We start from the raw sequence: 12,440 nt of genomic DNA, 5'->3' as shown, positions 1-12,440 counted from the left end.
CCATGACTTCCCGCCGATTGTCGGCACCGCGCTGAGCGCGTAGGGTGCGGGCAACCCTGTCCTGGAGTGCACCATGAAGCCGATCGCGTTGGCCGTTGCCCTGGCCCTGACTGCTGCCCCGTTGCTGTCCGCACCGCCGGCGCTGGCTGCACCCGCCGCCAAGGCCGCCACGCCGGCCAGCCCGGCCTGGGTCGCCCGCAGCAATGCGCTGGCGCAGATCCTGCTGGACGCCCAGGGCCCGTTCCAGCCGGAGGAAACCGGCTTCTTCGGTGTACCCGGCTATGACGACAAGGTGGCCGACCTCGGCCCGGACAACGACAAGCGCTATCGCGCCGCGATGGCCAAGGCACGCGACGAACTGAAGGCGAAGCTGGCCGCCGAAAAGGATCCCAACGTCCGCCAGGACCTGGAGATCATGATCCATGCCGCCAACCAGAACATCGAAGGCAGCGAGCTCAACGAGAAGTACCTGCTGCCGTGGAGCGACGCGCCGCAGACGGTGTTCAGTGGCCTCAACCTGCTGCTGTCCGACCAGGTGCCGGCCGAGCGCCGGGCCAAGGCACTCGATCGCCTCAAGGCGTACGCCGGCCTGCAGCCGGGCGGCACCGCCTTCACCACGCTGGCGCGCCAGCGCTACGAAGAGCGGCTGAAGGTCAGCAGCCTGCTGCAGCCGACGAAGATCGAAGTGCAGCAGTCGCTGGACAACGTCGAGACCTACGTCACCGGCATCGAGTCGTTGCTGAAGAAGTACCAGATTGCCGGTGCCGATGAAGCGATGAAGACCCTGGCCGGGCAGATGAAGGACTACGCCGCCTGGACCCGCAAGGAGGTGCTGCCGAAGGCGCGCACCGATGCACGCCTGCCGGCGCCGCTGTATGCCTATCAGCTCAAGCAGGTCGGCATCGACATCGATCCGAAGCTGCTGATGCAGCGTGCGCAGCTGGAGTTCATGGAAACCCGCTCGGCGATGCAGCAGCTGGCACCGCTGGTGGTGAAGGACAAGGGCCTGAAGGTGGCCGACCCGAGCGACCCGGTGGCGGTGATCCGCGCGCTGAAGGCCGACAAGATCGCCGACGATCACCTGGAGGGTCACTACCGCAAGGTGATCGATGCGATCGATCCGCTGATCCGTGAACATGCCATCGTCGACGTGCCCAAGCGCGCCATGCAGATGCGCCTGGGCTCGGCCGCCGAGAGCGCGGCCAGCCCGGCGCCGCACTTCCTGCCGGCGCCTCTGGTCAACAACACCGGGCAGCAGGGTACCTTCGTGCTGCCGCTGGGCAACCCGGCTGCTGGCCCGGGCGCGCAGTACGACGACTTCAACTTCGGTGCGGCGGCGTGGACGCTGAGCGCGCATGAGGGCCGCCCCGGCCACGAGCTGCAGTTCACTGCGATGGTCGAGCGCGGCGTGTCGCTGGCGCGCACCATGTTCGCGTTCAATTCGGTGAACGTGGAAGGCTGGGCGCTGTACGCCGAAGCCGAGATGGTGCCGTACGAGCCGTTGGACGGGCAGATGATTGCACTGCAGTTCCGCCTGCTGCGTGCCGCGCGCGCCATGCTGGACCCGATGCTCAACCTCGGCCTGACCGACCGCGCCAACGGCGAGCGTGTACTGATCGAGCAGGTCGGCCTGTCCAAGGCGATGGCCACCCAGGAGCTGGACCGCTACATGGTGCGCATGCCCGGCCAGGCCGGCAGCTACTTCTACGGCTACACCCGCATCCTGGAACTGCGCATGCAGACCGAGCTGGCGTTGGGGGCGAAATTCGACCGCCTCGCGTTCAACAATTTCCTGCTCGACCAGGGCCTGCTGCCGCCGGACCAGCTGGCCGATGCGGTGAACAAGGTGTTCGTGCCGAAGTACAAGCGCTGAATCCCACCCGGTAGTGCCGGCCGCTGGCCGGCAATTGCCGTTGGTAGATGCCGACCTTGGTCGGCGCTGCGGGTTTCGTGCCAACCAAGGTTGGCACCTACCAGAGCGATGCGTCGGTTGATGCAGGCTGCCGCGTCACCGCTGCGGGGTGATCACCTGTGTCGGCAACCGTGCCGGCGGTGCCGGATTCGGCACCCAGATGGCGACGCCCGCAGCACGCTTCTGCGTGGTCGGAATACCGATGCCGACGCCGCCACCGACGTGCGAACCGAACGTGCCGGCGCCCACCGACATGCCCACCGGCGAGCCACTGCTGCCCACGCCCATCAGCACCACGCCATTGGCGCCGAGCGCGGCGGCCTCACGCTTCAGGCGTGCCACGGCGGCATCGGTCTGGCCCTGGGTGCCGAAGCCGACGGCGGAAGCCGATTCCAGCTGGGCGATTTCCTGGGAGCCGGCCGGTGGGGTCGAGTAGACCTGCACCAAAGCCGGATCAATCGGTGCGCGGGCTCGGCCCAGCATCACCTTGGAGGTGCTGGCACAACCGGCCGCGGCCAGCAGCATGGCCGCCAACGCGGCCCAACGAATGTTCATGGCATCACCCCTGCAGGACTGGTTGCGATCATCGGCGGGCCACTCTGAATCGGCGCCAACACCCGGGCCAGGGCTCGCTCGGAACCACGCTAGCACGGCGCCGGTGACAGCCCTGCCAAGGCAGTAGGCTACGGCAGCGGGAACGTCTATGGTGGGGTCAGGAACCAACGGCGGGAGAGTGGCATGGGTGTGATCAGTCTGTTATGGGGCGTACTGGCGCTGTTGTGGATGATCCTGGCGCTGATACCGCTGCTGGGCTGGGGCAACTGGTTCCTCATCCCGTTCGCTGCCGTGGGTGCGGTGATCGCCGCGCTGGGCATCCTGTTCACCCACCCCAGCAAGCGTGGCCGGGCCTGGGCCGGACTGGTCCTGAACGGCATCGTGGTGGTGGTCGGCATCCTCCGCCTCGGCCTGGGTGGCGGCGTGATCTGAGCCCGCGCCCGGGTGCGACAGGGCGTCGCAGGCGCACGGTCCATGGCCGGGCAGGGGCGTACAATGAACGGCTGCGCGAGCCCCCGCGTGCCTGTGAATCCGCGCTTGGCGCGGCTGCCCGATGATCATCCGACCCCGTCCCCACGGCTGGCAACTGCTGTACATCCTGCGTGGTTCGATCGTCAAAGCGATCGCGCCCAAGGTGCTGGCCATCCTGATCCTGTCCATCGCCGTGGCCGCAGTGGTGGAACTGGCGCCGCCCACCGGCATCGAACGCGTGTCGGTGACGCCGTTCACGCTGCTTGGCCTGGTGCTGTCGATCTTTCTCAGCTTCCGCAACAGCGCCTGCTACGAGCGCTGGTGGGAAGGCCGCAAGCTGTGGGGACAGCTGGTCTACGAATCACGCTCGCTGGCCCGCCAGGTGAACCTGCTGCTGGCCGATGATGCTGACCGTCGCCGCCGGATCGCGTATCTCACCACTGCCTTCGCACACGCCCTGGCCGGGCGACTGCGCGGGCGCATCGTCGCTCTGGTGGCTCTGCCATGGCTGGACAAGCGCCAGCGCGAACAACTGGGCGAGCGCGAAAACGTGCCCGACGCTCTGTTGTCGATGATCGCCGCAGAGCTGGCCAAGGCCCTGCGCACCGGTGATCTCGACCCGATCCTCTACACCCAGCTGGAAGATCGCCTGCACGCGATGTCGTCGATCCAGGCCGGTTGCGAGCGCATCCTCACCACGCCGCTGCCGTTTGCCTACACCCTGCTGCTGCACCGCTGCGCATGGATGTTCTGCGTGCTGCTGCCGTTCGGTCTGGCCAGTTCGCTGGGCTGGGGCACGCCGGTGCTGTCAGCGGTGCTGGCCTACGCCTTCTTCGGCCTGGACCAGTTGGGCGAAGAAATGGAAGACCCGTTCGGCCTGGAGCCGAACGACCTGCCGCTGGACGCGCTGGTGCGCACGATCGAGATCGACCAGCTTGACGCGCTCGGCGAACGCCCGTTGCCCGAACCCCTGCTGCCGCAGGGCTACCTGTTGCAATAGCCACTCCTCGGAGCCTGCCATGTCACACCCGCTTTACCGCCCGCGCCGCATGCGCCACGACGAGTTCTCGCGCCGCCTGATGCGCGAGAACACGCTGACCACCGACGACCTGATCTACCCGGTGTTCGTGCACGAACAGGCCGGCCGCACTGCGGTGCCGTCGATGCCGGGCGTGGAGCGGTTGTCGATCGAAGAACTGCTGAAGGTGGCCGAAGAAGCACTGGAGCTGGGCATTCCGGTGATCGACCTGTTCCCGGTGATCGACCCGTCGCTGAAGTCGCTGGACGCTTCGGCGGCGTGGTCCGAGGACGGGCTGGCGCAACGGGCGATACGTGCGCTGAAGTCGCGCTTCCCGGAGCTGGGGGTGATGACCGACGTGGCGCTGGACCCTTACACCACGCACGGCCAGGACGGCATCATCGATGACAAGGGCTATGTGCTGAACGACATCACCGTCGAAGCGCTGGTCAAACAGTCGGTGTCGCATGCCGAGGCCGGCGCGGACATCGTCTCGCCATCGGACATGATGGATGGCCGTATCGGCGCGATCCGTCGCGCCCTGGATGCCGACAATCACATCAACGTGCGCATCATGGCCTACTCGGCCAAGTATGCCTCGGCCTTCTATGGCCCGTTCCGTGATGCGGTGGGCAGCGCCGCCAGCCTCGGCAAGGCCGACAAGAAGACCTACCAGATGGACCCGGCCAACGGCGACGAGGCCCTGCGCGAGATCGCGCTGGACCTGGAAGAGGGCGCCGACATGGTGATGGTCAAGCCGGGCATGCCCTACCTGGACCTGGTGCGCCGGGTGAAGGAGACGTTCGGCGTGCCGACCTTCGCCTACCAGGTCAGTGGCGAGTACGCGATGATGAAGGCCGCCTTCGCCAATGGCTGGCTGGACGAGCGCGCCTGCGTGCTGGAGTCGCTGTTGGGCTTCAAGCGGGCCGGTGCCGACGGCGTGCTGACCTATTTCGCGCCTCAGGTGGCGCAATGGCTGCGCGAGCGCTGACAATAGCGCCTCGATAGACGGAGGAATGCGCGATGGGACCCGAACTGGGATGGATGCAATGGCTGATCTGGGGCATCGGTACGCTGGTGTTCGGCGCCATCATCGTCGGTGTCTTCATCGCCGCCTGGCGGGCCGGCAAGCGCCCGCCGGAGCAGCTCTCGGCCGCCCGCCACGTAGCCCGTGAGCAGGCCCTGCCGGAGAGCGTGCAGGCCGAGCTGGCCGCGCTGAATCAGCGCAAGGACAACGGCCAGTTGAGCGAAGTCGAGTACGAGCAGCAGCGCGCCAAGGTGTTGTCGCGCTGACGGGTGGGTGCCAACCTTGGTTGGCGTTTGCCGTCACCGTGCGCCCGGTACACACCCCGCAACCGCCGCCACCTTCGGCACCGCCAACCGGTAGACGTCCACGCCACCGGCACGCGGGGCCTTCGCGGCACTGCTGGCCACCATCATTTCGCCTGGCTTGGCGTTGTCGATCACCGGCGCGCTGGTCCAGCCGCCGGCCTGGTTGAACGACAGCCCCAATGGCTGCAGCGCCACGCCACTCCACACACAGCCGCTGATCCACACCTGCGCGGTCGCGCCGCTGACACGGCTGAACACCACCGCGCCATCGTTGCCCAGCCAGTCGCCGTCGGTCTCGTCGTCGGCGCTGTTCAACGCGGCCAGTGCGGTGGCCGGGCCACGCACGCCCTGAGCGTCCAGCGTCGCCACGAACAGGTCCCAGCCCGCGCCGCGTCCCTGCTGGCGGGCGAACAACAGCCGCTTGCCGTCCGCACTCAGGGCCGGCCCGCGCTCTTCCCGGCGTCCACCGTCGCCCGCCAAGGGCTGCGCCCTGCCCAGCTGGCCATCGGCTTCCACCGCGGCCCGGTACAGCGCCAGCGCGCCCTCGCGCCCGGCCGCGAACAGCAGCCAGCGGCCATCACGGCTGAAGTAGGGATCGCGGGCCTCGCCGGCCATGCCCACCGGCAGCGCCTGCGCCTGCTGCCAGCGGCCATCGACCGCGCGTGCCTCCCACAGGCCCCAGCCGGCTTGGCTGCGGCGCGCGAACACGATGCGCTGGCCGTCGGCGCTGATCGTGGCGCGGCCCTCGTCGGCACGGGTCGAGACCACGCCCATGCCTTCGATGCCGTACTCGTTCAACGCCATCGCCACGGGGGCAGAGAGTAGACTGGCGGCAAGCACCAGCAGGGGCGGGGTGATGCGCATCATCCGGGTCCGTGCACGAAAGAGCACCAGTCTAGCCAGCTTGAGGATTCCATGACCGACCGTTACGCCGTCTTCGGACACCCCGTTGCCCACTCGAAGTCGCCGCAGATCCACGCGACGTTCGGTCGCCAGGAAGGCATCGCGGTGGACTACCGCGCGATCGACCTGGCCCCGGATGCGTTCCTGGCCGGCCTGGAGGCCTTCGCTGCCGATGGCGGTGTCGGTGCCAATGTCACTTCGCCGCACAAGGAAGCCGCCTTCTCGGTGTGCACCACCCTGACCGCGCGTGCGCGCCGCGCCGGCTCGGTCAACACGCTGCTGCGCAAGGGTGATCGCTGGCATGGCGACACCACCGACGGCATCGGCCTGGTACGCGACCTGACCGACCGCCATGGCCTGGACCTGCGTGGTCGCCGCATGCTGCTGATCGGTGCCGGTGGCTCCGCACGCAGCGTCGCCCCGGCGCTGCTCGATGCTGGTATCACCGAGCTGGTGGTGGTCAACCGTACGCCGGAGCGCGCCGATGAACTGATCGACGCCATGGGCGAACCGGGCCGCGCGATCAGCCGCTACTGGGAAGACCTGCGTGAGCTGGGCGATTTCGAGCTGATCGTGAACGCCACCTCGGCCGGCCGCGACCGGGATGTGGAATTCAAGCTGCCGCTGTCGCTGGTCAATTCGATGACCACCGCCGTGGACCTGAACTACGGTGAGGCGGCCATCGCCTTCCTGGCCTGGGCGCGCGCGGCGAACTGCCGCAATACCGTGGATGGCCTGGGCATGCTGGTCGAACAGGCCGCCGAGAGCTTCCTGCAGTGGCACGGCGTGCGCCCGCAGACCGACGATGTCTACCAGTCGCTGCGCCAGGGCTCGGCCGTGCTGGCCGGCGAGGACTGATCGATGGATGGCACAACCCTGCTGGTGACGGTTCTGAGCATGGTCGGTGTGCGCCTGCCGGTGCTGATCGCACTGTGCGTCGGCCTGGTCTGGGTGGTGGGTGCGCCGCGCGACGCCACCCGTACCGGTGCTCTGGCCGGCCTGTTGCTGCTGATGCTGTCCAGCCTTGGCGGCCTGGCCGCGGGCATCCTGCCGATGTGGCTGGTCAGCAGTGGCAACTTCGGCGCGGTCTCGAACATGGGCGTCATCCTCGGCGTGCTGCATTTCGCGCTGGCGATGGTCGAGGCCATCGGCGTGGTGCTGCTGGTGTGGGCCCTGGTGCGCCTGCTGCGATTGCGCGGCAACGCAGCGCAATGACACCCCGCTGACGGCCTTGGGCCGTTGCTTGTCCAGCCCGGCGTGCCCATCTGGTCGCCGGGCGTCGTCGCTGGCCCGTTCAGGGTGCCAGCGGCGGTGAAGGTGGCCGGCCATGCGACAATGACCGGCCTGATCCAGCCACGGTAAATCCCGGCGTGACCGAAACCGTCGCCGCTCCGCGCACGCTCGATGACGCCTTGAAGGACGCGATCCGCAAGGCGTACACGACGCTGCAGGCCAATACTCCCGGCTTCTCCACCCGCCGCTCGCAGAGCCAGATGATCGGCGTGGTGTCGCGCGCGCTGTCGAAAAGTGGTGGCGTCGGCGTGGTCGAGGCGCCCACTGGGGTGGGCAAGAGCTTGGGCTACCTCACCGCGGGCGTGCCGATCGCGCTGGCCAGCAAGAAGAAGCTGGTGATCAGCACCGGCACCGTGGCCCTCCAGTCGCAGCTGGTCGAGCGCGACATTCCCAACTTCCTCAAGGCCACCGGCCTGGAAGCGACCGTGGCGCTGGCCAAGGGCCGCACCCGCTACCTGTGCACGCGCAACGCCGCCGAAGCGCAGGGCGAGGGTTCGCAGGGCGGCATGTTCGAGGATGATGCACCGCTGTTCGACCGGCCGCTGGCGCCGATCGAGATGGACATCGCCAAGCGCCTGACCGATGCCTTCACCGGCGGCAGCTGGGACGGCGACATCGACAACGCACCGGAAACCATCAGCCCCGGCCTGCGCAGCCGCATCACCACGCCGGCCTCGGGCTGCGCCGGGCGTCGCTGCGCGTATTCGGCGCAGTGCGCGGTGCTGCGTTCGCGCAATACCGTGCGTGATGCGCAGATCGTGGTCACCAACCACGCGCTGCTGCTGTCGGCACTGTCGATCGGCGACAGCGACAATGGCCAGCCGCTGATCGCACCGCCGTCGGACATGCTGCTGGTGCTGGACGAAGGTCATCACATCGGTAATGTGGCCATCGACCAGGGCGCAGCCAGCCTGGCGCTGGACGAGATGGCCAAGCGCACCGGCCGCCTGCAGATCCTGATCGCCGGTGCCTACCGCGCGGTCGACAAGGACCGTCTCGGCAACCTGCTGCCGAACGAAGCGATCGAAGTGGCCAGCAACGTGGCCAAGCAGCTGCGCGCGTTCCGTGACCACATCGAGCGGGTGTGGATGCCGGCACCGGCCGACGAAGAACCGATGTGGCGCGCCGCCAACGGGCGACTGCCCGAGGCCTGGCGCGAGCCGATCGAGGCCCTGGCCGACGATACCCGCAGCCTCTACAACTGGGCGCATGCCGCCACCGCACAGGTGGCCAAGGGCAAGCCGGACGATGCCGCGCGCGAGCGCCTGCAGCGCAACCTGGGCATGGCGCTGGAGATGATCGAGCAGCAGTACAACCTGTGGCAGGCGTGGCGCCGCGAGGACAAGGACGGCGCGCCGCCGATGGCGCGCTGGGTCACCGCTACCCGCGACGGCGACCTGGTGCTGCACGGCTCGCCGGTGTCGGCCGCGCACGTGCTGCGCAAGCTGCTGTGGGATGAAGTGGACTCGGTGGTGATGACCTCGGCCACGCTGACCGGCGGCGGCGACTTCCAGTCGCTGGCGATCGACAACGGCATCCCCGAAGAGGCCGAGATGGTCTCGCTGTCCTCGCCGTTCGACCTGCCCAACCAGGCCGAGCTCATTGTGCCGAAGTTCCCGGTCACCCCGGACGACCGCGAAGGCCATCCGCGCGAAGTGGCGCGCTACCTGGACACCGAACTGGACTGGGCCAGGGGCTCGATGGTGCTGTTCACCTCGCGCTGGAAGATGGAGAAGGTGGCCGGACTGATGTCGGCCGCGCGCCGCAAGCAGGTGCTGGTGCAGGGCGAGATGTCCAAGACCCGCCTGATCGACGAACACCTGCGCCGTGTCGCGGCGGGTGAGGGCTCGGTACTGTTCGGGCTGAATTCGTTCGGCGAAGGCCTCGACCTGCCCGGCGAGGCCTGCACCACGGTGGTGATCACCCAGGTGCCGTTCGCGGTGCCGACCGATCCGCAGACCGCCACGCTCAGCGAATGGTTCGAGGGGCGCGGGCTGAATGCTTTCAACCTGATTGCCATTCCGCACGCGCTGCGCACGCTGACCCAGTTCGCCGGACGCCTGATCCGCACCTCGACCGACACCGGCCGCGTGGTCATCCTCGATTCGCGCCTGCTGACCCGCCGCTACGGCAAGCGCATCATCGACGCGCTGCCGCCGTTCAAGCGCGTGATCGGCTGACGGTCGGACTGCGGCGCCTGGTAGCTACCGGGCGCCTGCTTCAGGTGTCCGGCAGCCTGGCCCATAAGCCTCCGCATAGGGTTTGCCGAAGCAGCGCAGTAGTCCATCAAGCACGTCCAGGTTCGGCGGCCACGGCATCTGCATCTGCTGCCCGCCCTCGGTGGTGAAGTGGTAGCGACCGTCCTTGATGTTCTCCGCCATCGCGGTGGGCGTCGGTATCGCGACCAGCCTCGCACGAGCCTTTTCCAGGGCGCTGCGGTCCTGGCGCAGGAACGCGACCATGCCGTCGACGTAGGCATTCCAGTAACCCGGGTCGCTCCCGTTTACTGGCTTGTGGCTGCGCTCCATAAGCGCAATCGCCTGCGCGGTCTGCCCCAGTTCCGCGCGCAGCTGGCCCTCGTGCCACGCGATGATGACATTGCCTTCCGCTTTGGGCAGTGCGCCGTAGGCGGACAGCAGGTCGGCCGCKTCGCGGGTACAACCACGGTCGGCCAACGGGCGCCAGCCACCTTCCAGGTCCTGATCGAACTGGCCAGGTTCCATCGCCAGCATCGCTGCACGGTCGTAGCTGCAGTCGGGTGCTTTTGGCGGTTCGGCTGCTGCGCCCATGGCAGCAGCCAGCGCAATGGAAAGCAACATCATCTCAACCTCCGTGTTGGTGACTTCCGGGGCCACCATAACGGATCAGGATGGGTAGTGCCGGCCGCTGGCCGGCCACCTCATCAATCTGGGGAGTCACTGTGCAGATGCCGGCCAGCGGCCGGCACTACCGCATCGGGTCAATCGCCCAGCAGGGCGGTGTTGCGCACCGCACCCTTGTCGGCGCTGGTGGCCAGCAGGGCGTACGCCTTCAGCGCGCTGGTGACCTTGCGCGGACGCAGTGCACGCGGCTTCCAGCCACGCGCATCGGCGTCGGCGCGGCGTTGGGCCAGGGTGGCCTCATCCAGCAGCAGGTCGATGCGGCGGGCCGGAATGTCGATGCGGATGCGGTCGCCATCTTCCACCAGACCGATGACACCGCCGCTGGCCGCTTCCGGCGAAACGTGGCCGATCGACAGGCCCGAGGTGCCGCCGGAGAAGCGGCCATCCGTGAGCAGCGCGCACTGCTTGCCCAGTCCCTTCGATTTCAGGTAGCTGGTCGGGTACAGCATTTCCTGCATGCCCGGGCCACCCTTCGGGCCTTCGTAGCGGATCACCACCACCTCGCCGGGCTGCACCTCGTCGGCGAGGATGCCGGCGACGGCGGCGTCCTGGCTTTCATAGACGCGCGCGGGGCCTTCGAACACGTGGATCGATTCGTCCACGCCGGCGGTCTTCACCACGCAGCCATCCACGGCCAGATTGCCACGCAGCACGGCGAGGCCACCTTCCAGTGAGTACGCATGCTGCAGCGAGCGGATGCAGCCCTCGGCGCGGTCCACGTCCAGCGTCGGCCAGCGCGTGGCCTGGCTGAAGGCCTCCTGGGTGGGAATGCCGGCCGGACCGGCCTTGAAGAAGGTATGCAGGGTATCGTTGTCACTGCGCACCACGTCCCAGCGTTCCAGCGCGTCAGCCAGGCTGGCGCTGTGCACGGTGGGTACGGAGGCATCGAGCAGGCCGGCGCGGTCCAGCTCGCCGAGGATGCCGAACACGCCGCCAGCGCGGTGCACGTCCTCGATGTGGTACTTCGGGGTGTTCGGCGCCACCTTGCACAGCTGCGGCACACGCCGCGACAACGCGTCGATGTGGGTCAGGTCGAAGTCGACCTCCGCCTCCTGCGCGGCGGCCAGCAGGTGCAGGATGGTGTTGGTGGAACCGCCCATGGCGATGTCCAGGGTCATCGCGTTGGCGAACGCCGCCTGGGTGGCGATGCCGCGCGGCAGTGCGCCCGGGTCTTCGCCGCCATACCAGCGATGGCACAGTTCGACGATCAGGCGTCCCGCGCGACGGAACAGCGCCTCGCGGTCGGCATGGGTAGCCAGCGTGGTGCCGTTGCCGGGCAGCGACAGGCCCAGCGCTTCGGTCAGGCAGTTCATCGAGTTGGCGGTGAACATGCCCGAGCAGGAGCCGCAGGTGGGGCACGCGCTGCGTTCGAACGCGGCCACCTTCTCATCGGAGGCGCTGTCATCGGCGGCCACTACCATCGCATCGACCAGATCCAGCTTGTGCTCGGACAGCTTGGTCTTGCCCGCTTCCATCGGCCCGCCGGAAACGAACACCACCGGGATGTTCAGGCGCAGCGCGGCCATCAGCATGCCGGGGGTGATCTTGTCGCAGTTGCTGATGCACACCAGCGCGTCGGCGCAGTGCGCGTTGACCATGTACTCCACGGCGTCGGCGATGATCTCGCGGCTGGGCAGCGAGTACAGCATGCCGTCGTGGCCCATCGCGATGCCGTCGTCCACGGCGATGGTGTTGAATTCCTTGGCGACGCCGCCGACCTGTTCGATCTCGCGCGCGACCAGCTGGCCAAGGTCCTTCAGGTGAACGTGGCCGGGCACGAACTGGGTGAAGGAATTGGCGATGGCGATGATCGGCTTGTGGAAGTCGCCGTCCTTCATGCCGGTGGCACGCCACAGGGCGCGGGCGCCGGCCATGTTGCGGCCGGCGGTGGAGGTGCGGGAACGGTATTCGGGCATGGCTGGCGGAACGGGCGGGCCGTACGACGTGGGGGTCAGCCGATCATGGACAATTTTTTCGGTTGCTGCTGCAACCACCGGAGGTGGTCCGGCCGGGCTGCGCCCGGCACCWGCCGAAGCAACAGCCGAAGCAACAGCCGAAGCAACAGCCGAAGCAA

12 protein-coding genes are annotated in these 12,440 nt (G+C 68.0%); 8 read left to right on the top strand and 4 right to left on the bottom strand.

The features are described 5' to 3' along the window. The first annotated feature begins 73 nt into the window (after positions 1-73). A complete protein-coding gene (locus D7Y61_RS10010) occupies positions 74-1,873 on the top strand; it encodes a DUF885 domain-containing protein (protein ID WP_180866111.1) in 1,800 nt (599 codons plus the stop codon). 135 nt (positions 1,874-2,008) lie between these two features. On the opposite strand, the gene D7Y61_RS10005 is transcribed toward D7Y61_RS10010, so the two are convergent. Continuing rightward, the gene (locus tag D7Y61_RS10005) at positions 2,009-2,467 is read right to left on the bottom strand and encodes a hypothetical protein (RefSeq protein WP_180866110.1); all 459 of its coding nucleotides are present in this window, start codon (positions 2,465-2,467) and stop codon (positions 2,009-2,011) included. 183 nt (positions 2,468-2,650) lie between these two features. On the opposite strand from D7Y61_RS10005, the gene D7Y61_RS10000 reads away from it, so the two are divergent. From D7Y61_RS10000 to D7Y61_RS09985, 4 genes are all read left to right on the top strand, one after another. Continuing rightward, positions 2,651-2,899: a hypothetical protein gene (locus tag D7Y61_RS10000; protein ID WP_006475755.1), complete on the top strand. Its 249-nt coding sequence runs from the start codon at positions 2,651-2,653 to the stop codon at positions 2,897-2,899. Positions 2,900-3,020: 121 nt separating this feature from the next. Beyond that, positions 3,021-3,938 carry a bestrophin family protein gene (locus tag D7Y61_RS09995; protein WP_180866109.1) on the top strand — a complete coding sequence of 306 codons (918 nt, stop codon included), beginning with the start codon at positions 3,021-3,023 and terminating at the stop codon, positions 3,936-3,938. Between the two features lie 19 nt (positions 3,939-3,957). After that, a complete protein-coding gene (hemB, locus tag D7Y61_RS09990; RefSeq protein WP_180866108.1) occupies positions 3,958-4,947 on the top strand; it encodes a porphobilinogen synthase in 990 nt (329 codons plus the stop codon). Positions 4,948-4,979: 32 nt separating this feature from the next. After that, complete coding sequence (locus D7Y61_RS09985; RefSeq protein ID WP_010482214.1) at positions 4,980-5,249, top strand: hypothetical protein; 270 nt, start codon at positions 4,980-4,982, stop codon at positions 5,247-5,249. A gap of 33 nt (positions 5,250-5,282) precedes the next feature. On the opposite strand, the gene D7Y61_RS09980 is transcribed toward D7Y61_RS09985, so the two are convergent. Then, complete coding sequence (locus D7Y61_RS09980; RefSeq protein ID WP_180866107.1) at positions 5,283-6,155, bottom strand: PD40 domain-containing protein; 873 nt, start codon at positions 6,153-6,155, stop codon at positions 5,283-5,285. Positions 6,156-6,203: 48 nt separating this feature from the next. Between D7Y61_RS09980 and aroE the strand changes: the two genes are divergently transcribed. The 3 genes from aroE (at position 6,204) to dinG (ending at position 9,664) form a co-directional block, all read left to right on the top strand. After that, complete coding sequence (gene aroE / locus D7Y61_RS09975; protein ID WP_180866106.1) at positions 6,204-7,049, top strand: shikimate dehydrogenase; 846 nt, start codon at positions 6,204-6,206, stop codon at positions 7,047-7,049. A gap of 3 nt (positions 7,050-7,052) precedes the next feature. After that, entirely contained in the window at positions 7,053-7,406 is a 354-nt protein-coding gene (locus D7Y61_RS09970) for a hypothetical protein (protein WP_180866105.1), read from the top strand. 155 nt (positions 7,407-7,561) lie between these two features. Continuing rightward, positions 7,562-9,664: an ATP-dependent DNA helicase DinG gene (dinG, locus tag D7Y61_RS09965; protein ID WP_180866104.1), complete on the top strand. Its 2,103-nt coding sequence runs from the start codon at positions 7,562-7,564 to the stop codon at positions 9,662-9,664. A gap of 24 nt (positions 9,665-9,688) precedes the next feature. Here dinG and D7Y61_RS09960 read toward each other — a convergent pair whose 3' ends face one another. Then, the gene (locus D7Y61_RS09960) at positions 9,689-10,306 is read right to left on the bottom strand and encodes a hypothetical protein (RefSeq protein WP_180866103.1); all 618 of its coding nucleotides are present in this window, start codon (positions 10,304-10,306) and stop codon (positions 9,689-9,691) included. Positions 10,307-10,443: 137 nt separating this feature from the next. Beyond that, entirely contained in the window at positions 10,444-12,282 is a 1,839-nt protein-coding gene (gene ilvD / locus D7Y61_RS09955) for a dihydroxy-acid dehydratase (RefSeq protein WP_180866102.1), read from the bottom strand. Positions 12,283-12,440: the final 158 nt, after the last annotated feature.

The organism is Stenotrophomonas maltophilia (assembly GCF_013464485.1).
GTDB classification, from domain to species: domain Bacteria; phylum Pseudomonadota; class Gammaproteobacteria; order Xanthomonadales; family Xanthomonadaceae; genus Stenotrophomonas; species Stenotrophomonas maltophilia_AW.
This window is presented reverse-complemented; position numbering and strand designations above follow the sequence as displayed.